The organism is Agromyces terreus, from assembly GCF_009749465.1.
Taxonomy (GTDB): domain Bacteria; phylum Actinomycetota; class Actinomycetes; order Actinomycetales; family Microbacteriaceae; genus Agromyces; species Agromyces terreus.
The window spans coordinates 769,058-789,644 of record NZ_WBIS01000002.1; the positions used below are offsets into that span (position 1 = coordinate 769,058).

20 protein-coding genes, 1 tRNA gene and 1 pseudogene are annotated in these 20,587 nt (G+C 72.6%); 17 read left to right on the forward strand and 5 right to left on the reverse strand.

Translation table 11 applies throughout. From position 1 onward, the window contains the following. Nucleotides 1-16 precede the first annotated feature (16 nt). Complete coding sequence (locus tag GQQ92_RS08505) at nt 17-577, reverse strand: hypothetical protein (protein WP_156998763.1); 561 nt, start codon at nt 575-577, stop codon at nt 17-19. Between the two features lie 65 nt (nt 578-642). Here GQQ92_RS08505 and GQQ92_RS08510 point away from each other — a divergent pair, with 65 nt between their 5' ends. Genes GQQ92_RS08510 through GQQ92_RS08520 form a run of 3 tightly spaced genes read left to right on the forward strand, consistent with a single transcriptional unit; the run spans nt 643 to nt 3,846 of the window. Next, entirely contained in the window at nt 643-1,569 is a 927-nt protein-coding gene (locus tag GQQ92_RS08510; RefSeq protein WP_156998764.1) for a 1,4-dihydroxy-2-naphthoyl-CoA synthase, read from the forward strand. Between the two features lie 43 nt (nt 1,570-1,612). Then, complete coding sequence (locus GQQ92_RS08515; RefSeq protein ID WP_156998765.1) at nt 1,613-2,812, forward strand: AMP-binding protein; 1,200 nt, start codon at nt 1,613-1,615, stop codon at nt 2,810-2,812. Nucleotides 2,813-2,835: 23 nt separating this feature from the next. After that, complete coding sequence (locus GQQ92_RS08520; RefSeq protein WP_156998766.1) at nt 2,836-3,846, forward strand: 1,4-dihydroxy-2-naphthoate polyprenyltransferase; 1,011 nt, start codon at nt 2,836-2,838, stop codon at nt 3,844-3,846. Nucleotides 3,847-4,046: 200 nt separating this feature from the next. Here the strand turns inward: GQQ92_RS08520 and GQQ92_RS08525 are convergent, their stop codons facing one another. After that, nucleotides 4,047-4,331: a DUF4229 domain-containing protein gene (locus tag GQQ92_RS08525; RefSeq protein WP_156998767.1), complete on the reverse strand. Its 285-nt coding sequence runs from the start codon at nt 4,329-4,331 to the stop codon at nt 4,047-4,049. A 72-nt stretch (nt 4,332-4,403) separates the two neighbouring features. Between GQQ92_RS08525 and GQQ92_RS08530 the strand changes: the two genes are divergently transcribed. The 3 genes from GQQ92_RS08530 to GQQ92_RS08540 all read left to right on the forward strand — a co-directional run bounded on the left by GQQ92_RS08530 (nt 4,404) and on the right by GQQ92_RS08540 (nt 7,681). Continuing rightward, a complete protein-coding gene (locus tag GQQ92_RS08530; RefSeq protein WP_156998768.1) occupies nt 4,404-4,829 on the forward strand; it encodes a PLD nuclease N-terminal domain-containing protein in 426 nt (141 codons plus the stop codon). Further along, complete coding sequence (menD, locus tag GQQ92_RS08535; protein WP_156998769.1) at nt 4,822-6,693, forward strand: 2-succinyl-5-enolpyruvyl-6-hydroxy-3-cyclohexene-1-carboxylic-acid synthase; 1,872 nt, start codon at nt 4,822-4,824, stop codon at nt 6,691-6,693. Before GQQ92_RS08530 ends, menD begins: the two co-directional genes overlap by 8 nt. Before the next feature lie 130 nt (nt 6,694-6,823). Next, on the forward strand, nt 6,824-7,681 hold the full coding sequence (locus tag GQQ92_RS08540; RefSeq protein WP_156998770.1) for a polyphosphate kinase 2 family protein: 858 nt from the start codon (nt 6,824-6,826) through the stop codon (nt 7,679-7,681). An 85-nt stretch (nt 7,682-7,766) separates the two neighbouring features. Here the strand turns inward: GQQ92_RS08540 and GQQ92_RS08545 are convergent, their stop codons facing one another. Beyond that, nucleotides 7,767-9,077, reverse strand: a complete 1,311-nt coding sequence (locus tag GQQ92_RS08545) for an isochorismate synthase (protein ID WP_232057576.1) — start codon at nt 9,075-9,077, stop codon at nt 7,767-7,769. A 158-nt stretch (nt 9,078-9,235) separates the two neighbouring features. Here GQQ92_RS08545 and GQQ92_RS08550 point away from each other — a divergent pair, with 158 nt between their 5' ends. The 6 genes from GQQ92_RS08550 (at nt 9,236) to GQQ92_RS08575 (ending at nt 15,819) form a co-directional block, all read left to right on the forward strand. Next, complete coding sequence (locus tag GQQ92_RS08550; RefSeq protein WP_156998771.1) at nt 9,236-9,943, forward strand: class I SAM-dependent methyltransferase; 708 nt, start codon at nt 9,236-9,238, stop codon at nt 9,941-9,943. A gap of 88 nt (nt 9,944-10,031) precedes the next feature. Next, nucleotides 10,032-11,156, forward strand: coding sequence for a polyprenyl synthetase family protein (locus GQQ92_RS08555; RefSeq protein WP_156998772.1), 1,125 nt, complete (start codon nt 10,032-10,034; stop codon nt 11,154-11,156). 135 nt (nt 11,157-11,291) lie between these two features. Then, nucleotides 11,292-12,671: an FAD-dependent oxidoreductase gene (locus GQQ92_RS08560; RefSeq protein ID WP_156998773.1), complete on the forward strand. Its 1,380-nt coding sequence runs from the start codon at nt 11,292-11,294 to the stop codon at nt 12,669-12,671. Nucleotides 12,672-12,826: 155 nt separating this feature from the next. After that, nucleotides 12,827-13,528, forward strand: a complete 702-nt coding sequence (locus GQQ92_RS08565) for a prepilin peptidase (protein WP_197738149.1) — start codon at nt 12,827-12,829, stop codon at nt 13,526-13,528. 25 nt (nt 13,529-13,553) lie between these two features. Then, a complete protein-coding gene (locus tag GQQ92_RS08570; RefSeq protein WP_156998775.1) occupies nt 13,554-14,591 on the forward strand; it encodes an alpha/beta hydrolase in 1,038 nt (345 codons plus the stop codon). A 250-nt stretch (nt 14,592-14,841) separates the two neighbouring features. Further along, the gene (locus GQQ92_RS08575; RefSeq protein WP_156998776.1) at nt 14,842-15,819 is read left to right on the forward strand and encodes a hypothetical protein; all 978 of its coding nucleotides are present in this window, start codon (nt 14,842-14,844) and stop codon (nt 15,817-15,819) included. Between the two features lie 126 nt (nt 15,820-15,945). On the opposite strand, the gene GQQ92_RS08580 is transcribed toward GQQ92_RS08575, so the two are convergent. After that, nucleotides 15,946-16,434 (reverse strand): YajQ family cyclic di-GMP-binding protein, encoded by a 489-nt coding sequence (locus GQQ92_RS08580; RefSeq protein WP_156998777.1) that lies wholly within the window; start codon nt 16,432-16,434, stop codon nt 15,946-15,948. Between the two features lie 206 nt (nt 16,435-16,640). Continuing rightward, on the reverse strand, nt 16,641-17,657 hold the full coding sequence (locus GQQ92_RS08585; protein WP_156998778.1) for a LacI family DNA-binding transcriptional regulator: 1,017 nt from the start codon (nt 17,655-17,657) through the stop codon (nt 16,641-16,643). 161 nt (nt 17,658-17,818) lie between these two features. On the opposite strand from GQQ92_RS08585, the gene GQQ92_RS16530 reads away from it, so the two are divergent. The 5 genes and pseudogenes from GQQ92_RS16530 to GQQ92_RS16795 all read left to right on the forward strand — a co-directional run. Beyond that, entirely contained in the window at nt 17,819-17,983 is a 165-nt protein-coding gene (locus GQQ92_RS16530; RefSeq protein ID WP_197738150.1) for a hypothetical protein, read from the forward strand. Nucleotides 17,984-17,993: 10 nt separating this feature from the next. Beyond that, nucleotides 17,994-18,695 (forward strand): PH domain-containing protein, encoded by a 702-nt coding sequence (locus tag GQQ92_RS08590; RefSeq protein ID WP_197738151.1) that lies wholly within the window; start codon nt 17,994-17,996, stop codon nt 18,693-18,695. Nucleotides 18,696-18,841: 146 nt separating this feature from the next. Then, nucleotides 18,842-18,923, forward strand: a tRNA-Tyr gene (locus tag GQQ92_RS08595). A 158-nt stretch (nt 18,924-19,081) separates the two neighbouring features. Beyond that, nucleotides 19,082-19,927: an inositol monophosphatase family protein gene (locus GQQ92_RS08600; protein ID WP_156998780.1), complete on the forward strand. Its 846-nt coding sequence runs from the start codon at nt 19,082-19,084 to the stop codon at nt 19,925-19,927. 190 nt (nt 19,928-20,117) lie between these two features. Beyond that, nucleotides 20,118-20,587: pseudogene (locus tag GQQ92_RS16795) on the forward strand (hypothetical protein); the annotation flags it as partial.

The window sequence follows — 20,587 nt, forward strand, 5'->3', positions numbered from 1 at the left end:
AGGCCACGTGCACGGATCAGGCGGTCGGTGCGGCGGGTTCGCCGTTCACCGTGAAGAGCAGCTCGAGGGACTCGCCCGGCTCGAGCTCGAGGGTCGAGAGGCCCTCTTCGGCGTAGCCCCACTCGCCGTCAGCCGGCTTGGTCCAGAGCGACCAGTAGGCGAACGCGGCGGGCATCGATGCGCAGGTCTCGAAGTAGTCGGAGCCGTCTTCGGCGGTCAGGGCGAAGTCGGCCGCGGGCACGCCGTTCACCCGGCAGACGACCTGGTCGCCGTACTCGTCGGTGCCCTCGGTGGTGAGGCCGGCCTCGGCGACGGCGTCGCTCGCGAGGATGGCGGCGTCGGTGTCGATGCAGGTCGAACCGGCGGGGGAGTCGGCTTCGGAGAGCCCGAGGTCGGCCGTCTCGACGACGACCGCGACGCCCGCGCAGTCACCGCCGGACGCGTTCGAATCGGCGGAGGCCGACGCGGGAGCGGCCGAGTCGTCGCTCGAACCCCCGTCGGCGGTCGAGCACGCGGCGAGCGTGAGGGTCAGCAGCAGGGCGGCGGTGGCGGCAGTGGCGCGCGAGATCGTGGTCACCTCCCAAGGGTAGGGGGTGCGATCGGAGGCGGTCCGCTGTGTGTCGCCGCGCGTAGGCTGGGCGGGTGAGCGTTTCCGAACTGTTCGATGCGAGCGAGTGGGTCGACGCGGCATCCGCGATCTCCGGCCCCGACGGCCTGACCGACCTGACCTACCACCATTCGACCGACGGGCGCATCGCGCGCATCGCGTTCGACCGGCCCGAGGTGCGCAACGCGTTCCGCCCGCACACGGTCGACGAGCTGTACCGCGCCCTCGAGGACGCGCGCACGAACCCCCGCATCGGCGTCGTGCTGCTGACCGGCAACGGGCCGAGTGCGAAGGACGGCGGGTGGGCGTTCTGCTCGGGCGGCGACCAGCGCATCCGCGGGCGCGACGGGTACCAGTACTCCTCCGATGAGGCGAACGTCGTGCGCGACCCGGCGGCCGCTGCGAGCACGGGGCGCCTGCACATCCTCGAGGTGCAGCGGCTCATCCGGTTCATGCCGAAGGTCGTCATCGCGGTCGTGCCGGGGTGGGCTGCGGGCGGCGGGCACTCGCTGCACGTCGTGTGCGACCTCACGATCGCGAGCCGCGAGCACGGCCGATTCAAGCAGACCGATGCGGATGTCGGTTCGTTCGACGCCGGCTACGGGTCGGCGTACTTCGCCCGCCAGATCGGGCAGAAATTCGCGCGCGAGGTGTTCTTCCTCGCCGAGGAGTACTCGGCCGACCGGGCCCATGAGATGGGGGCCGTGAACCGGGTCGTGCCGCACGCCGACCTCGAGCGCGAGGCCGTCGCGATGGCGCGCACGATCCTCACGAAGTCGCCCACCGCGATCCGCATGCTGAAGTTCGCGTTCAACGCGGTCGACGACGGCATGGTCGGCCAGCAGGTGTTCGCCGGCGAGGCCACTCGTCTGGCGTACGGCACCGACGAGGCCGTCGAGGGCCGCGACTCGTTCCTCGAGAAGCGCGACCCCGACTGGGGCCCGTACCCCTGGCACTACTGATGCCGGTTTCCGGTAACCGGCCGATCAGGTTGCGGATGCCTCGATGAAACCGCTCGTCAGGGTTTCGTCGGCGGATGCCTCGGCGCTGCGCCGTGCCCTCGTCGACGCGCTCGACGGCGGCCCCGCCGTCTGGCCCGTGCCGGCCGAGCAAGGCGCGGCGTCGGGTGCGTCCGGCGCCGTCGCAGAGGTGGACGACGCGATCGCCCTCGTCGTCGAGACGAGCGGGTCGACGGATGCCCCGAAGCGCGTGCTGCTCTCGGCCGACGCGCTCACCGCGAGCGCCGACGCCACGCACGACGCCCTCGGCAGCACGGGCCAATGGCTGCTCGCGCTGCCCGGTCACTACATCGCGGGGGCGCAGGTGCTCGTGCGCGGCATCCTCGCCGGAACCGACACCGTCGCGATGCCGCACGGGCCGTTCGACCCGGCCGCGTTCGCCGAGGCATCCGCTCGGCTCGATGCGAACGTGCCCCACTACACCTCGCTCGTGCCGACGCAGCTCGCACGCCTGCTCGACGCCGCGGCGCGCGACGCGTTCGTCGGCGCGGCCGTGCGGTCGTTCGACGCGGTGCTCATCGGCGGGCAGGCGCTGCCGTCGCCGCTCTCGGAACGCGCGGCCGACGCCGGGGTGGCGGTGGTGCGCACCTACGGCTCGAGCGAGACCTCGGGCGGATGCGTGTACGACGGCCGCCCGCTCGACGGCGTGCGCGTGCGCATCGTCGACCGAGAGGCCGGGCAGGACTCTGGCCGGGCAGCGGTGCTCGCCTCCGGCCGCGGCGAGGTGCAGCTCAGCGGACCGATGCTCGCGAGCGGATACCTCGACGACCCGCTGCGCACGGCCGCCGCCTTCACGACCGACGCCCGCGGAACACGCTGGTACCGCACGGGCGACCTCGGCGAGCTCGCGGACGACGGCCGACTGCGCATCTCGGGCCGCGCCGACGACGTCATCATCTCGGGCGGCGTGAAGGTCTCCCTCGGCGAGGTCGAGCGCGCGGTGCGCACGGTCGCCGGCTTCGAGGCCGCGGTCGCGATCTCCGTGCCCGATGCGACGTGGGGGGAGCGGGTCGCCGTCGTCACGGCCGGCGGGCCCGGCACGCTCGAGACGCTCGCCCACGCGACGGATGCCGCGGGGCTGCCGCCCGCCGGGCGCCCGGTGCGGGTGATCGAGGTCGACGCGGTTCCCATGCTGGCCTCGGGCAAACCCGATCGGCGAGCGATCGCACGCGAAGCGGGGTCATAGGAACCGCGAACTAGCATGATCGTGTGGCACGCCCGAAACCCCAGCGCTCGAACCAGGCCGACCCCAAGCGACGTCCGACCCCGGTCGGGCGCTCGGGCAATCCCGCGAAGGCGGCGGCCGCCGCGAAGGCCGGCCCGGCCGTGGCCGGTCGCACCCGGCTGACGCCCGGCGACTGGATCGCGGGCGCCCGATTGCGCACGCTGCCACTCGCGATCGCGCCGGTCGCGCTCGGAACGGGCGCCGGCGTGGTGGCGGTCCCCGACGAGGCGTGGCATCCGACCCGGTTCGCGCTCGCGCTCATCGTCGGCCTCGCGCTGCAGATCGGGGTGAACTACGCGAACGACTACTCCGACGGCATCCGCGGCACCGACGACCACCGGGTCGGCCCCGCCCGGCTGACGGCGTCGGGGCTCGTGAAGCCGAAGACGGTGCTGTTCGTCGCGCTCGCGTTCTTCGCGGTCGCCGCGCTCGCCGGGCTCGCGCTCACCGTCATCACCCAGCAGTGGTGGCTGATCGCCGTCGGAGCGGTCGCGATCGTGGCCGCGTGGTTCTACACGGGCGGCAAGCACCCCTACGGCTACTACGGCCTCGGCGAGGTGTTCGTCTTCGTCTTCTTCGGCCTGGTCGCGACCGCCGGCTCGGCGTACGTGCAGTCGCTCACGGTCAACCTCGAGGCCTGGATCGGCGGCATCGGCGTCGGCCTGCTCGCCTGCGCCGTGCTCATGGCCAACAACCTCCGCGACGTCGTGCAGGATCGGGCCGCCGGCAAGCGCACGCTCGCCGTGCTCGTCGGACCCGTGGCGGGGCGCATCCTCTTCGTGTTCTTCGCGCTCGTGCCGTTCGTGCTCGTGGGGTTCCTCGCACTGTTCTACCCGACGGCGATGCTCGTGTTCTTCGCCCTGCTGCTGGCGCTGCCCGCGTGCATCATCGTGCTGACGGCGCGGACCCCGCGCGAGCTGATCCTCGCGCTGCAGCTGACGAGCTTCACGGCGCTCGCGTACGGCGTCGGGCTCGGGCTCGCGATCGCCCTCTGAGTCGATTCGCCGGTCGTCGGTCGAGGAGGCGCGCCAGCGCCGTCTCGCTGGTCGAGGAGGCGCGCCAGCGCCGTCTCGAGACCGGGGGCCGGGGTCTCGAGACGCTTCGCTCCTCGACCGGCGTGGGGTCTCGAGACGCTTCGCTCCTCGACCGGCGGCTCGCTCCTCGACCGGCGGCTCGCTCCTCTACCGGCGGGGCGCTACTCGGCCGGCGGCTTCGGCGACGCGGCGTCGACCGCGGCATCCTCGTCGGCATCGTCGGCGTGCACGGCAGGAGTCTCGCGGTGGCGCACGGCGTAGAGGTCGGTGGCCATCGACTCCCGAGGGCGGCGCAGGAAGATGAGCGAAGCGCTGAGGCCGAACACGGCCGCGACGAGGGCGGAGATCCACCCGGGCACCCCGGCGAGGAGCAGCACGGCGAGCGGCACCGCGAACATCAGGATGCGCAACGCGGTGTACCGGATCCAGACGGGCACGGATTTCACCCTGCAAGTCTAGGTCGACGAGCCTGTGCGCTCTCCCAGCCGGAATCCGGCCGACGCGCCTAGACTGGCGGAATGGTTCGGGTCTGGTTCGTCCTCGGCATCGCGGCCGTGATCTTCTGGATCTACGCGATCGCCGACTGCGCGTTCTTCGATCGGTCCCGCATCCGCGGAGTGAGCCGCGGGTGGTGGGTCACGATCGTCGTGCTCCTGCCCGTCATCGGCGGCATCCTCTGGTTCGTCATCGGCCGGGGCCGCGCCTATCGGGCCGGCGGCAAGGGGCCGCTCGCACCCGATGACGACGTCGAGTTCCTCCGTGGGCTCCGCAGCGACGCCGAACAGGACGAACGCATCCGCCGCCTCGAGCAGGAGCTCGCAGACCTCGACACCGACGAGCCGCACGATCCCGAATCGGGCGACGTGCCGCACCCCGACTCGAAGCGCCACGACGGCCCCGACGCCGCCGGCGAGGCTGGAACATCCGGCCGGCCGAATGGCTGAGCCCGGCCTCCCGCACTCCGACCCCTCCGCGGAGCGCAGCCCTGCATCCGTCGCGGCCTTCGCGCTGCTCGGCGGTTTCGTGCGGGCCGGGGTGCGCGACGTGGTCGTCGCGCCGGGCTCGCGTTCCCAGGCCCTCGCCCTCGCCGCGGCCGAGCTCGAACGGCTCGGCGCCATCCGCCTGCACGTGCGCATCGACGAGCGCGGCGCCGGGTTCCTCGCGCTCGGCCTCTCGGCCGAGTCCGGTCGCCCGACGGTCGTCGCCGTCACCTCGGGCACCGCGGTCGCGAACCTGCACCCCGCCGTGCTCGAGGCCCACCACTCCGGGCTTCCGCTCATCGTGTGCGCCGCCGATCGACCCGCGGCGATGCGCGGCATCCGCTCGAATCAGACCACGCAACAGCCGGGCATCTTCGCGGGCGCCGTGCGCATGGAACGCGACGTGCCCGCGCCCGTGGGCGACCCGGCCGAGGGCGCAGCGGCGGCCCGCCTCGCCAGGGCGGCGGTCGCGGTCTCGATGGGGCGCGACGACCGCGGGCAGCCGTCGGCGCATCCGGGCCCCGGGCCCGTGCACCTGAACCTGCAGTTCGCCGAGCCGCTCTCCTCCGCGTTCGCGCTCGACGCGGCGCCGGTCGTCGACGACGGGGACCCCGTCGCCGCGGCCGTGCTCGCCTCGGCCGCGGCGTCCCCGTCGGGGTCGGCGGCACCGTCGGCATCCGGTGCGCGAGAGGCATCCGGCGCGGCTGCGGCATCCGGCGTGCGCGAGGCATCCGCAGCACCGGAGGGCCAGCACGGCGGAGTCATCGGCCGCGGGCCGCGCACCGTCGTCGTGGCCGGCGCCGGGGCGGGCCCGGGTGCCGAGCAGTTCGCGCGCGACGGCGGGTGGCCGCTGCTCGCCGAGGTCACCAGCGGCGCCCGATTCGGCCCCAATCTCGTGGTGGCGTACCGCGAACTGCTGCGCGAGCCCGGCTTCGGCGATCTCGTCGAACGCGTCGTCGTGTTCGGGCATCCGACGCTCTCGCGCGACGTGCCCGAGCTCGTGCAGCGCACCGGCGTCGAGACGATCGTCGTCTCCCCGTCGGGCATCGAGTGGTACAACCCGGGTCACCGGGTGCGGCGCTTCGAGCGCGCCGTGCACGCCGAACCGCAGCAGGGCCCGCCGTCGCAGGAGGCGCGCGCCTGGCTGGGGCGATGGGTGCACGCGAGCCGATCCGTCGTCGAGGCCGGGCTGCCGCAGGCGGTCGGGCTCCGCAGCGGCGTCGACGAGACCGGGCACGTCTCCGACTACCCGGCGCAGCGCGAGTACATGCGAGCGCAGCTCGCCGCCGTGCGCGCCCCCGTCACCCGCCGCATGCTCGTCGATGCGGTGTGGGCGGCGACCTGGCCGCATGACCGGCTCGTGCTCGGCGCGTCGAGGCTCATCCGCGACGCCGACCGCGCGGTGCCCGGGCGCCGCATCACCGTGCACGCCAACCGCGGGCTTGCGGGCATCGACGGCACCGTCGCGACCGCGGTCGGCGTGGCCGTCGCGAGCGGCGCCGTCACGCGCGCCGTGATCGGCGACCTCACGCTCCTGCACGACGCCGGCTCGATGCTGCTCGGCTCCGGCGAGACGGCCCCGCGCCTCCAGGTCATCGTCGGCAACGACGGCGGCGGCACGATCTTCGACGCCCTAGAGGTCGCCGCATCCGCCGCCGACACGGCCTTCGACCGCGTGCAGTACACGCCCCAGTCCGTCGACCTCTCGGCGCTCGCGGCCGCCTACGGCTGGGCATACACGAAGGCCGCGACCCGCGGCGAGCTCAGCGACGCCCTCGCGGCGCCCGTCATCGGGCCGAGTCTGCTCGAGGTGCCGCTGGCGCGCTGAGCCGGCGGGTCGAGACGACCGAAGGCGGGCCCCTCGGCCCACCGGCCGCGATCGGAGCCCTTGCCGCGGCATCCGCCCGCCCGACAGGATGGAGGCCTGCGCGACGTCGCGTCGCGCGTTGGGGAGCCGCATGAACCACGCATCGCACTGGACCGCCGATCCGATCGAACTCCTGCGAGTGGGGGAGGGATTCCGGCTCGACGAGGTCGATCCCGGCGCGCACCCGGGCTTCGACGGCGGCAAGGCGCAGGGCGCCAGGGCGCTCGCCGCCGGGATCCCGAAGCTCGCCGACCTGCAGGAGCAGCTCTTCGCCGGCAGCCGCATGGGCGGCGACACGCGGCGCATCCTGCTCGTGCTGCAGGCCATGGACACGGCCGGCAAGGGCGGCATCGTCAAGCACGTGATGGGGGCCGTCGACCCGCAGGGCGTGCAGCTCGCCGCGTTCAAGAAGCCGACCGAGGAGGAGCTCGCCCACGACTTCCTCTGGCGCATCCGCAAGGAGGAGCCGGGCCCGGGCATGATCGGCGTCTTCGACCGATCGCACTACGAGGACGTGCTCATCGGGCGCGTGCGGTCGCTCGCGCCGCCCGCCGAGATCGAGCGCCGCTACGACGCCATCAACGTCTTCGAGCGCGAGCTCACTGCCGCAGGCACGACGGTCATCAAGGTCATGCTCCACATCTCGGCCGACGAGCAGAAGGCCCGACTGCAGGAACGGCTCGACCGCCCCGACAAGCACTGGAAGTTCAACCCGGGCGACATCGACGAACGGCTGCTCGGTGCGAAGTACCGCGAGGCGTACCAGGCCGCCTTCGAGCGCACCGCGACGCCGGATGCCCCGTGGTACGTCGTGCCCGCCGACCGCAAGTGGTACGCGCGACTCGTCGTGCAGCACCTGCTGATCGACGCGCTCGAGCGCATGCGCCTCGAGTGGCCGAAGGCCGACTTCGACGTCGAGGAGCAGAAGGCGAGGCTCGCGGCGAGCTGAGTTCCGCGGGTCGGAGGTGAGGGGTCTCGAGACGGCGCCGGCGCGCCTCCTCGACCGGCGGCGGCGGGGACGCGGGCGCCCGGCCTCAGCCGCCGAACGCCTCGACGATCGGGCGGAACTTCATGACCGTCTCGGCGAGCTCGTCGGCGGGCACCGAGTCGTGCACGATGCCGCAGCCTGCATACGCGCGCACCGTGCCGTCGGCCTCGACCTGCGCGCAGCGCAGCGCGATCGCCCATTCGCCGTCGCCGTCGCCGTCGACCCAACCGACCGGGCCCGCGTAGCGCCCGCGGTCGAAGCCCTCGAGCTCGGCGAGCACGTCGAGTGCGACGCGTCGCGGCGTGCCGGCCACGGCCGCCGTCGGATGCACGGCCCGCACCAGGTCGAGCGCCGTCGACCCGTCGCCGAGGGTGCCCTTGAGATCGGTCGCGAGATGCCAGAGGTTCGGCAGCTGCAGCGTGAACGGTTCGGGGCTGGCGTCGAGGCGGGCGGTGTGCGGCTCCAGCCGCTTCACGGCGCTCGCGACGGCGAGGGCGTGCTCGGCGCGGTCCTTCGCCGATTCCGTCAGCGCGGTCGCGCGTTCGCGGTCGGATGCCTCGCCCGCGCCCCGTGCGGAGGTGCCGGCCAGGACCCGCGCCGACACGGTGCCGTGGTCGACGCGCACGAGGGTCTCGGGGCTCGCGCCGATGAGGCCGTCGACGGCGAACACCCACGTGTCGGGGTAGTCCTCGGCGAGCCGGTGGATCGTGGCGCGCAGCCCGTCCTCCTCGTGCAGCTCGCCCACGAGTTCGCGCGCGAGCACGACCTTGGCGAGCTCGCCGCCGTCGATGCGGCCCACCGCCTCGGCGACGGCCGCCTCGTAGCGCTCGGGCGGCACCGCGCCGGGCTCGAATGCCACGCGCGGAATGCGCCGCCTCGGGGCGGGCTCGGGGATCGCGAGCAGGTCGGATGCCGCGGCATCCGCCCCGCTCGGAGCGCCCGGCTCGTCGTCGGAGGCGTCCTCCGCGAGCGCGATGCGCGTCACCCACGCGCGCCCGTCGCGGCGGCCCAGCACGAGCTCGGGCACGACGAGCACGCTCGTGGAGGCCGAATCGTCGGCGAACGCGAACGCGCCGAACGCGACGAGGCCCGTGCCCGGCAGTCCGACGCGGTCGTCGACGTCGGCATCGGCCGCGAGCTCGGTCCAGACGGCCGCCGCGTCGTCGACGCGGTCGACGCCCGAGGTCTCGATGCGCAGCGTCTCGCCGAGGCCCACGATGCCCTCGCCCCGTCGCATCCAGAGCAGCGGATGCCGCGGATCGGCGCGCGGGATCAGCGGCGCGAGCTCGTCGACCGGTTCGGTGCGCACCACGAGGCGCGACCGGGAGCGCTCGCGCGCGGCATCCGTGTTCGTCACCGGATCAGCCTACGTCCGCGGATGTGGGAGCGCCGGTCGAGGAGTGCAGCGTCTCGAGACCTGCGCTGGGTCTCGAGACGGCGCCGGCGCGCCTCCTCGACCGGCGGGACTGCATGCTTCCCAGCGCATACCCTGCGGCCGCGCCCTAGGATCGAAGGATGACGCGCGCAGATCTCGGCAAGGATCCCGGCCAGGTTTCGGCGATGTTCGACCGGGTCGCGGCCCGCTACGACCGCACGAACACCGTGCTGTCCATGGGCAACGCCCCGCTCTGGCGCATCGCGACCACCCGGGCCGTCGCCCCGAAGCCGGGCGAGCGCATCCTCGACGTCGCGGCGGGCACGGGCACCTCGAGCGCGAGCCTCGCCGCATCCGGGGCATCCGTCGTGGCCGCCGACTTCTCACCCGGCATGATCGAGGTCGGCCGCAACCGGCAGGCGCACGTTCCGAACATCGTGTTCGTCGAGGCCGACGCCACCGCGCTGCCGTTCGGCGACGACGAGTTCGACGCGGTGACGATCTCGTTCGGCCTGCGCAACGTCAACGCGCCCGAACTCGCGCTCGCCGAGTTCCTCAGGGTCACGAAGCCCGGCGGGCGACTCGTCGTGTGCGAGTTCTCCGAGCCGCCCGCACCGATCATCCGCCTCGGGTACCACGCCTACCAGCGTTACGTCATGCCGACCCTCGTGCGGCTCTCGAGCTCGAACGACGACGCCTACGACTACCTCAACGAGTCGATCCTCGCCTGGCCCGACCAGCCGTCGCTCGCGGCGAAGATCCGCGGCGTCGGATACACCGACGTCGCATGGCGCAACCTCACGGGCGGCATCGTCGCCCTGCATCGGGCGCGCAAGCCGCTCGCCTGAGCCGGTTCGCCGTCGCGTCCATGCGCGGGGCGCGCCGACGCCGTGCGGGCGAGAGTGGCTCGCAGGTTCGCCCCGATAGACTCGAAACGTGAATCCGAGCCATCCGGTCGCCCGACGCGGCTCAGCGCTCGCTGCGAACCTGGGTCTGAGCGAACGCCTGTTCGCGTCATCCGCCGACAAGGCGATGGCGAAGGCGATCGACGACGGCATCGAGCGGGTCGAAGCGGGACTGATCCGAGAGGTCAGCTTCGCCGACTCCATCGCGGATGCCTCGACCCGCTACCTGCTCCAGGCCGGGGGCAAGCGCGTCCGGCCGATGCTGACGCTGCTCACCGCGCAGCTCGGCGCCGGCATCACCGACGAGGTCATCACCGCCGCCGAGGCCATCGAGATCACGCACCTCGGGTCGCTGTACCACGACGACGTCATGGACGAGTCAGAGCGCCGCCGCGGCGTGCCGAGCGCGCAGACGGTGTGGGGCAACTCGGTCGCGATCCTCACGGGAGACCTCCTGTTCGCGCGCGCCAGCCAGCTCATGGCCCAGCTCGGCGAGCGGGCGATCCGCATGCAGGCCGGCACCTTCGAGCGCCTCGTGCTCGGGCAGCTGCACGAGACCGTCGGCCCGGTCGAGGGCGACGACCCCATCGAGCACTACATCCAGGTGCTCGCCGACAAGACCGGCTCGCTCATCGCGGCGGCCGCCCAGTCGGGGCTCATCTTCTCGGGCGCCGATCCCGCCTACGAGGCGCCCGTCGTCGAGTTCGGCGAGAAGATCGGCATCGCGTTCCAGCTCATCGACGACGTCATCGACCTCTCTCCGCAGCCCGAGACCACCGGCAAGGTGCCGGGCACCGACCTGCGCGCGGGCGTCGTGACGCTGCCCGTGCTTCGCCTCACCGAGCTGGCCAGGACCGATGCGGCATCGGCCGACCTGCTTCGGCGCATCGAGCGCGACGTGATGCCCGTCGCCGACGGCGCAGAGCCCGTCGATCCGCACGACACGAACACCCTCGCGTCGCGCATCGTGCCCTCGCGCGACACCGTCGACGCGATCGTCGCCGAGCTGCGCGCGCACGAGGCGACCACCGCGACGTACGACGAGGCGCACCGCTGGGCGCGCGAGGCCGTCGCGGCGCTCGACCCGCTGCCCGAGGGCACCGTGAAGAAGGCGCTGACCCGGTTCGCCGAGTCCGTCGTCGATCGGGCGAGCTGAGCGCACGCGTGGCAGAACGCAGCCGTCGGGCAGAATTCAGGAGAATCGAGCTCATGCGCGCCATGCGCGGGGCATCCGCCGCGATCTCCTGAATTTCTCGGAGACCGGTCGGCGACGAAGGGGAGGAACGACACCGTGACCAGAACCAAGCTGCGACTCGCGATCGTCGGCGCCGGCCCGGCCGGCATCTACGCCGCCGACATCCTGCTGAAGGCCGAACGCAACTTCGACGTCTCGATCGACCTCTTCGACCACCTGCCGGCGCCCTACGGGCTCGTCCGCTACGGCGTCGCGCCCGACCACCCCCGCATCAAGGGCATCATCACCGCATTGCGCGACGTGCTCGACCGCGGAGACATCCGCATCTTCGGAAATGTGCGCTTCGGCGAAGACCTTAGCCTCGACGACCTCAAGCGGCACTACAACGCGGTGATCTTCGCGACGGGCGCCGTGCGCGACGCGTCGCTCACCATTCCCGGCGTCGAGCTCGAAGGCTCCTACGGCGCCGCCGACTTCGTCAGCTGGTTCGACGGGCACCCCGACGTGCCCCGCACCTGGCCGCTCGAGGCCGAGTCGGTCGCCGTCATCGGCAACGGCAACGTCGCGCTCGACACCGCGCGCATGCTCGCCAAGCACGTCGAAGACCTCATGGTCACCGAACTGCCCGCCAACGTCGCCGCCGGGCTCGCCGCGTCGCCCGTCACCGACGTGCACGTGTTCGGCCGCCGCGGCCCCACCTCGGTCAAGTTCACGCCCCTCGAGCTGCGCGAGCTCGGCGAACTGCGCGACGTCGACATGATCGTGTACGACGAGGACTTCGACTACGACGACGCCGCGCGCGCCGCGGTCACCGGCAACAAGCAGGTCTTCGTCATCGACAAGGTGCTGCAGCAGTGGCGGCAGCGGCCGGTGGGCGAGGCGAGCCGCCGCCTGCACCTGCACTTCTTCGCCAAGCCGCTCGAGATCGTCGACGACGGCAGCGGTCGGGTCGGCGGCATCCGCTACGAGCGCACCGCGCCCGACGGCGAAGGCGGCGTCGTCGGCACCGGCGAGATCCGCGAGCTGCCGATCCAGGCGGTGTACCGCGCCGTCGGCTACTTCGGATCCCCGCTGCCCGGCATCCCGTTCGACAAGAAGTTCGGCGTGATCCCGAACCACGAGGGCCAGGTGCTCACGCGCGACAAGACCACGGGCGAGGCGCGCCAGATGTACGGCGTCTACGCCACCGGCTGGATCAAGCGCGGCCCCGTCGGCCTCATCGGGCACACCAAGTCCGACGCCATGGAGACGATCAAGCACGTCATCAACGACCTCGGCAACTGGTGGACCCCCGAGTCGCCGTCCGAGGAGTCCGTCGTCGAACTGCTCGAGTCCCGCGGCATCGCCTACACCGACCTCGACGGATGGCACCGCCTCGACCAGCACGAGCTCTCGCTCGGCGAGGCCGAGGGCCGCGTGCGCATCAAGGTCGTGCCCCGCGACGACATGGTCGCGATCTCGCGCGACGAGGTGTAGCCCGGTTCGTCGCCGGTTGCGCGCTCGAAGGGGAATGCGAGCGGATGCCGCGGGGCGAGCGGATGCCGCGTGGCGGGCGGATGCCGCAGGGCGGGCGCCGGCGCCCTGTGCATGATCGGCATCGCGCCGTCCGCCGAGCCGCTACGCTGCCGTCCGTGCCGCTCGAGTCGCTCCTCCTCACCGCATCGGCGTGCGCGGCCGTCGGCGGCGTGCTCGGCTGGTGGCCCCTCGCCGCCTGGGTCGAGCGGTCCCTCCGCGCGCCCGAGGGCGCCCCACGGCGGATGTCGCGGCAGACCGTTCGAGTCGCGGCGTGCGCGACCGCCGCCGCCTGCTTCGGCCTGATCGGCCTGCGCTTCGGCGACGCCTGGGTGCTTCCCGCACTCCTCGCATTCGCGGCATCCGCGACCGTGCTCTCATTCGTCGATCTCATGGAGCACCGCCTGCCGAACGCGGTCGTCTTCCCGTCGCTCGCGCTCGTCGCCGCGCTGTGCCTCGTCGCGTCGCCGCTTTCGGGGCGGCCCATCGCGTTCGTCTGGGCGTTGGTCGGGTCCGGCGCGATGTTCGCCCTGTACCTGTTGATCGCGCTCATCTCGCCGGGAGCGATGGGCATGGGCGACGTCAAGCTCGCGCTGCTCATCGGATTCGTGCTCGGCTGGTTCGGCCTGTCGGCCTGGGTCGTCGGGCTGCTCGGCGCATTCGTCGTCGGCGGCGTCGTCTCGATCGTCGCGCTCGCGATGCGGCGGGTGACGCTGCGCGGCTCGATCCCGTTCGGACCGTCGATGCTCGTCGGCGCCCTCCTCGCCGTGCTGCTCGTCGGCGACGCCCCGTCGCGCTTCGGACTCGCGACGATAGGCTGAGACGCGAACCCCGGGGGGAGGTCTCGTGTCCGAGCCGTCGTCCTCGCCGACCGCTGCCCGCCCGCAGAGCACGTCCGCCGACGGGTGGCGTCCCGATCTGCTCGGGCCCGGATTCGAGCAGCTCACCCTGCCGCTCGGCACCGACGAGGAGGGCGACGTCGTCGCGACGCTCGTGCGGTACACGCCCGGGTTCCGGTGGAGGTTGCGGCGCGGCGCGGCATCCGGTGCCGACGTGCTCTACGTGCACGGCTGGAGCGACTACTTCTTCAACCCCGAGCAGGCGCGCTTCTGGGCGGAGGCCGGCGCGCGGTTCCACGCCCTCGACCTGCGCAAGTACGGGCGGAGCCTGCGCCCCGGGCAGACCGCCGGCTTCGTCACCGACCTCGCCGCCTACGACGCCGACCTCGAGGCGGCGCTCGAGGCGATGGGGCACGGCCGCGGCGAGGCATCCGCTCGCCCGTTGATCCTCGTCGGGCACTCGACCGGCGGGCTCACGCTGAGCCTCTGGGCCTCGCGCAATCGCGGCCGCGCCTCGGCGCTCGTGCTGAACAGCCCGTGGCTGGAGTTCCAGTTGAGCCAGGCCGGCCGGCAGGCGCTCGCGCCTGTCATCGGGTGGGGCGCCCGGGTGAACCCGCTCGGCCCGATGCCCAACGTCGACCTCGGGTTCTACACGCGCGCCGTGTCGACCCGGTTCGGCGGCGAGTGGGACTACTCGCCCGAGTGGCGGCCTGAGCGCGGATTCACGACGCATCCGGCCTGGCTCACCGCGGTGCTCGCCGGACACGCCGCCGTCGCCGCGGGCATCGACGTCGGGTCGCCCGCGCTCACGCTCCTCTCGGCGCGCTCGACGCTGCTCCCGAGATGGGACGAGGCGATGCGCACCTCCGACAGCGTGCTCGTCGTCGACGAGATCGCCGAACGGGCCACCCGGCTCGGGCCCGACATCGCCGTGTCGCGCATCGACGGGGCGCTGCACGACGTGTTCCTGTCGCGCGAGCCCGCGCGGACGGCCGCCTACGCCGCGATCACGCGCTGGCTGCGCGGCTACGCCCCCGGGCGCTGACCCGCGGCGCCCGCCCGCCCGCGCCCACGCCCGCCCGCCCCGCGCCCACCCGCCCGCTCCCGCCCCCGAATCGGCGCCTGAGTGCGGATTCGGCGGCACCGATTCCGCACTCAGGCACACGAACGCGGTCGGTTCGTCAGGAGGCGACCCGGGCGAGCGTCTTGACCTCCCCGGTTCGGATCTCGCGGCACGTGTCCACAGATCGCGAGGTCCCGACATCCGGATGCCGCGGATCGTCGAGACTTCCGCCATGACGACGAATCTCCCGGTCAACGAGCACGGATTCGTGCTCGCCCGTTCCGCGCGGACCGCGGGCAGGCTTGCCGAGTTGCGGAGCGAGTACGAACGCGGCGATCTGCGGCGGGTCCGCCAGGGGGTCTACGTGCCGGTCGACCGGGCGGCGCCCACGTCGCCGAAGTGGCGGCGGGACGCGGCCGAGTACGTCCTCCGCGTCCGGGCGGTCGCCGAGACACGGTTGAACCCCGTCTTCACCGGCTACTCGGCGATCGCGCTTGCGGGGCTGCCGATCGTGCGCGCGTGGCCCGATGACGTGTTCGTGCTCTCGCCCACGGGTGTGGGTCATCGTCGCGGCGGCGTGCGCGAGGTAGCGCGGGCGCAGGAGGTCGGGACGACGATCGAAGGGGGTCTCGCCGTCACCTCGATCGAGTACTCCCTGCTGCAACTGTGCCGGTACGCCCCACTCGGAGCGGCACTCTGCGCCGTGGATGCCGCGCTCCACACGCCGCGGTCCGGCTCGCGGCATCCGCTCACGACCCTCGACCTGTTGCGAGGCGAGCATGAGCGGATCAAGCCGTACCCGGGTTCCGCGAAGGCCGATGCGGTCCTGGCGCGCGCGACCGTGCACGCCGAGTCACCGCTCGAGACGTGCAGCCGTCTCGTCATCGAGGAACTCGGGTATCCGGAGCCCGTGCTGCAGAAGCGGTTCTGGCTGCCGGACTCGGCGAAGCACGCGATTGTGGACTTCTGGTGGCCCGACCACGGCGTCGGCGCCGAAGCCGACGGCCACGGAAAGTACGGCCTCGGGGCAACGGCGAGCGACGCCGTCGAGGCCGTCGTCGGCGAGAAGTTGCGCGAGGACGAGCTGCGGCATCAGCTGCGAGGGTTCGCGCGATGGGACTGGGATGACATGTGGAAGAAGCGGGTGCTCGACGCGCGGCTCATCCGTGCGGGGCTGCCGAAGGTGCGCCGCCCGCGCACGCTCCTGTGACCCGCCACCGATTCGGCGCCTGAGTGCCGAATCGGTGAGCCGAGATGCGCACTCGGGCGCCGATTCCGCACTCAGGCGGGGTGCGGCAGGGCGCGCGGGGTGCGGGGTGCGGTGTGTGGGTGGCGCTCAGCGGAAGTTCGTGAACTGCAGCGCGACGTCGAGGTCTTTGCCCTTGAGGAGGGTCATCGTGGCCTGCAGGTCGTCGCGGCTCTTCGACGAGACGCGCAGCTCGTCGCCCTGGATCTGGCTCTTGACCGACTTCGGCGCCTCGTCGCGGATGATCTTCGAGATCTTCTTCGCATTCTCGCTGTCGATGCCGTTCTTCAGCGCGATCTCGATGCGGAACTCCTTGCCCGACGGGTACGGCTCGCCGGTGTCGAGCGAGCGCAGCGTGATGCCGCGCTTGATGAACTTCGACTCGACGACCTCGAGCACCGCCTTCACGCGCTCGTCGGTCTGCGCCTTCAGCAGGACCTTCTCGCCGCTCCATTCGACCGAGGCGCCGACGTTCTTGAAGTCGTAGCGCTGCTCGACCTCTTTGCGCGCCTGGTTCACGGCGTTCTCGGCCTCCATCTTGTCGACCTTGGAGACGATGTCAAACGTGGAATCAGCCATGCGGGCCAGTCTACCGAGCGAGCGGATGTCGCAGCAGAGCGGATGTCGCGGGGCTGGGCTCGTGGGGGTCTCGAGCAGCTTCGCTCCTCGTCGGTCGAGGAGGCGCGTCAGCGCCGTCTCGAGACCTCGAGTCGGGTCTCGAGACGCTTCGCTCCTCGACCGGCGGGGGTGGGGTCTCGAGACGCTTCGCTCCTCGACCGGCGGGGTCAGGCGGGCGGGGTCGCGGTCGACGAGCGCACGCGCAGCTCGAACGGCAGGGGGGTCGCCGCGGGCACCGCCGCGTCGGGGCCGGGTTCGAGCTGCTCCATGAGGATCTCGACCGCCTTCTCGCCCTGCAGGCGGGGGAACTGCGCGACGGTCGAGAGGCCGAAGAAGTCGGCCAGGTCGTGGTCGTCGATGCCGATGATCGACACGTCGCGCGGCACGACGAGTCCGAGCTCGCGGGCGGCGAGGATCGAGCCGATGGCCATCTCGTCGGATGCCGCGAAGATCGCGGTCGGGCGGTCGTGCGGCACGCCGAGCAGCTGCTTCGCCGCGTGGAATCCGCCCCGGATGGTGAAGTCGGCGGGGGCGAACTGTCGGGGGTCGACCTCGACGCCGGCGTCGCGGAGCGCGTACTCGTAGCCGTGGCGTCGGTTGGTCGGCAGGTGGAAGTCGAGGTCGTTTTCGACGTCGCCGCCGATGTGCGCGATGCGGCGGTGGCCGAGGGCGAGCAGGTGCTCGGTCGCGAGGCGTGCGACGGCGACGTCGTCGATGGTGAGGGTGCGCACGCCCGAGATCGGCCCGCCGACGCCGACGAGCGGTTTGCCGAGCTCGTGGAGCCGGGTGACCTCGGGCTCGGTGAGCTCGAGCGACACGGCGATGACCGCGTCGACCCGCTGGCGGAGCAGGAAATGCTCGAACACGCTGGATCGTTCGCCGCCGTCGCCCGAGAGGTTGTAGAGCGTAAGGTCGTAGCCGCGGCGGAGCAGTGCACCCTGGGCGCCCTCGAGCACCGAGGAGAAGAACCACCGGTTGAGGAACGGGATCACGACGCCGATGTTGCGGGTGCGCCCGGAGGCGAGGCTCGAGGCGTTCGAGCTGACGACGTACCCGAGCTGCGCGGCCGCCTCGAGCACCTTCGACTTCGAGCTGGCCGACACGTGCCCGCGACCGCTCAGCGCGCGCGAGACGGTCGCGGTTGACACGCCCGCGAGCTGTGCGACCTCTTCGATGCCGGCCATCGCGCCTGCCTTCCGGGCTTGCCTGAACCCCGTCATCCTATCGGCGCCGCCCTGCGTGGCGCGTTGCCCGGCGCGCCTGCCTAGGGTAGAAAAGCACGGTCGGCCCGCGTTCGGGGGGAGCTGCGACCGACCCACCACCGCACTCGAAGGGAATCCCGTACGTGAAGTGGGTCAAACGAATCCTGCTCGCCGCCGTCGTCGTGTTCGCCGTGTTCTACGTGATCACCCGTCCGACCGAGGCCGCGAACATCGTCCAGGGCGCGTTCGGCGCCGTGTTCACCGCGACCGAGGCGATCGGTCAGTTCTTCAGTTCGCTCGCGTCGTAGTCGCATGGGCGTGCCCGGTCTCGATCCGCGCGTCGAGCGACATCTCATCGCCGACGAGGGCGAGTTCGTCGTCGACGAGGTGCGCAAGCACTGGGCGGCGGTCGCGGGGGCCATCCTCGAGGCGCTCGCCGCGGTCCCCGTCCTCATGCTCGTGGTCTGGATGCCGTCGCAGCTGTACTGGTTCCCGCTCCTGCTGGCGCTCGGCCTCGTGGTGCATGCGTCCTGGCGCATCCTCGGGGCCCGGATGGACCGGTTCGTCATCACGAACATGCGCGTGTTCCGCGTGCACGGCATCCTGACGCAGAACATCGCGACGATGCCGCTGGCGCGAATCCTCGACATCTCGGTGCACCGGCCGCTCATCGGCCGGATCCTCGGGTACGGCCACTTCGTGTTCGAGTCCGCCGCGCAGGAGCAGGGGCTCCGCGACATCCGCTTCGTGCCGGATCCCGACGAGCGCGGCCTCACGATCCAGCGCGTCATCCAGCGGGCGGGTCTGCGCGGGTCCTCGGCGGCATGGCGCGCGGAGGACGAGCGCCGTGAGCGCGAGGCCGTGGCGCAGGCGGCGGCTGCGGCGGCTGCGGCCGCTGCCGCTGCGGCCGCCGTGCAGCCGGCGCCGCCGGGCCCGAAGTTCGAGACGGGCGACACGGCGGAGTTCCCCCTCGAGGACCACAACGCCACGGCCGAGATGCCGTGGTGGCGCTCGCAGTAGCGGCGACGACGCGGCGCCGGAGAGCCGTTCGGGCGGGCGCGATCGGCTCCGAGGCATCCGCTCTGGGCCTCGATTTCACGACACGCCACCCGCCGGGTATCCTTGACAGGCCCCCGGTTGTGTGCAGAACGCGGTCGGGTGCGACTGGCGAGTTACCCAAGCGGCCAAAGGGATCTGACTGTAAATCAGCTGTCATCGACTTCGGGGGTTCGAATCCCTCACTCGCCACGATGAGCCCCGGCAGATCCTCCGATCGACCGGGGCTTTCGTGTTCCCGGATGCCTCGGGCGAGGCGGCTCCCGAGGGTCCGCCGGGCTCGGCCGAAGGTCACGCAGCCCGGCCGCGGACGGGATGACGGCGGGCCGGGCTCCGCGTAGCGTTGGAGCATGACCTCGCCCGCGGCATCCGCAGATCTGCTCGCCCTCGCCCGCGACATCGCCGTGCGGGCGTCGGAGTTCGCGCTGGAGGCGCGCCGCGCGGGCGTCAGCGTCGCCGCGACGAAGTCGACGCCGACCGACGTGGTGACCGCGGTCGATCGCGACACCGAGACGCTGATCCGCTCGATGATCCTCGAAGCGCGCCCCGATGACGGCATCGTGGGCGAGGAAGACGCGACCCGCATCGGCACGAGCGGGCTCGACTGGATCGTCGACCCGATCGACGGCACCGTGAACTTCCTCTACGGCATCCCGTCGTGGTCGGTCAGCATCGCCGTGGCCGAGCACACGGGGGCGGATGCCTCGGGGCGCGCCGATTCCGCAGAGCCCGCCGGCGTCGCGCTCGCCGGCGTCGTCGTGAACCCGGTCACCGGGGAGCTGTTCGAGGCGAGCCGCGGCGGGGGAGCGCGATCGATGGGGCAGCCGCTCGCCGTGAACACGGGCGTTCCGCTCGGGCAGGCGCTCGTCGCGACCGGGTTCGGCTACGCGGCCGAGGTGCGGCGGGCGCAGGCCGACGTGCTCACGGGCGTGCTGCCCGAGGTCCGCGACATCCGGCGCATGGGGTCGGCGGCGCTCGACCTCGCGGGGCTCGCGGCCGGACGCATCGACGCCTTCTACGAGCGCGGGCTCAACGTGTGGGACCACGCCGCGGGCGGACTCATCGCGCGCGAGGCCGGCGCCAGGGTCGGCGGGCCGCGCGGCGGACGCGAGGACGCCGAACTCCTGATCGCCGCCGCGCCCGACCTCTACGACGCGTTCGCCGACCTGCTGCGGCGCTCGGGCGTCGACGCCTGACGGGGCGGCGGCCTGCCCGCTCACCTCGCCTGAGGGCGCGGACTCGCAGGACTCTCTCAGGTGGGCCGTCGACCGGGCGGGTCGCGCCGTCGGCGCCGCGGCGATCCGGCGTCGGGCCGCGTGGGCGGCGGACTCCGGGCGGGCATGCGTGCGTCGTGGCGGAGGCATCCGTTCGGAACGCGTCGTCCCGATGCCCCACGACGACGGATCCGATGCCCAGACGCATGGCGCGAACGATGCGATCGATATACGCTTTACCAATCCGTTATCGCGGCGCCAGTCGTCGATGTTCACCTCCGTTCCCCCGTTCGTTCATCGAAAGTTCCCCCACGTGCTCGAGTCCCCCCTCGTGCCCGACGACTCCACGCCAGGCACTCAGGATCCCCTGCGGTCCGGGCGACCACTGACCCGTCGGGAGCTTCGCGAGCGGGAGGCCGCCCAGGCCATGCAGGCGGGCAGCGCGATGGCTCCGGATGCCGCGGCGGCGCCGTCGTCGGCCCCTTCCTCGGGTTCGGCCGGGCGTCCGTCGTTCGATGCGCGCTTCGGCGGCGCGGCGCAGGCGGTTCCGGCTTCCGCGGCGCAGGCTGCGGCACCGGGATCCGGGGTTCAGGGGCCCGCGGCGCCCGCGGCGCAGGCGCCCGCGGCGCAGGCGCCCGCGGC

Excerpts from the sequence above, each read along its gene's own strand:
- GQQ92_RS08515 (WP_156998765.1), top strand. The coding sequence starts at position 1,613 with ATGAAACCGCTCGTCAGGGTTTCGTCGGCGGATGCCTCGGCGCTGCGC.
- GQQ92_RS08530 (WP_156998768.1), top strand. The coding sequence starts at position 4,404 with ATGGTTCGGGTCTGGTTCGTCCTCGGCATCGCGGCCGTGATCTTCTGG.
- menD (WP_156998769.1), top strand. The coding sequence starts at position 4,822 with ATGGCTGAGCCCGGCCTCCCGCACTCCGACCCCTCCGCGGAGCGCAGC.
- GQQ92_RS08540 (WP_156998770.1), top strand. The coding sequence starts at position 6,824 with ATGAACCACGCATCGCACTGGACCGCCGATCCGATCGAACTCCTGCGA.
- GQQ92_RS08550 (WP_156998771.1), top strand. The coding sequence starts at position 9,236 with ATGACGCGCGCAGATCTCGGCAAGGATCCCGGCCAGGTTTCGGCGATG.
- GQQ92_RS08575 (WP_156998776.1), top strand. The coding sequence starts at position 14,842 with ATGACGACGAATCTCCCGGTCAACGAGCACGGATTCGTGCTCGCCCGT.
- GQQ92_RS08580 (WP_156998777.1), bottom strand. The coding sequence starts at position 16,434 with ATGGCTGATTCCACGTTTGACATCGTCTCCAAGGTCGACAAGATGGAG.
- GQQ92_RS08585 (WP_156998778.1), bottom strand. The coding sequence starts at position 17,657 with ATGGCCGGCATCGAAGAGGTCGCACAGCTCGCGGGCGTGTCAACCGCG.
- GQQ92_RS08600 (WP_156998780.1), top strand. The coding sequence starts at position 19,082 with ATGACCTCGCCCGCGGCATCCGCAGATCTGCTCGCCCTCGCCCGCGAC.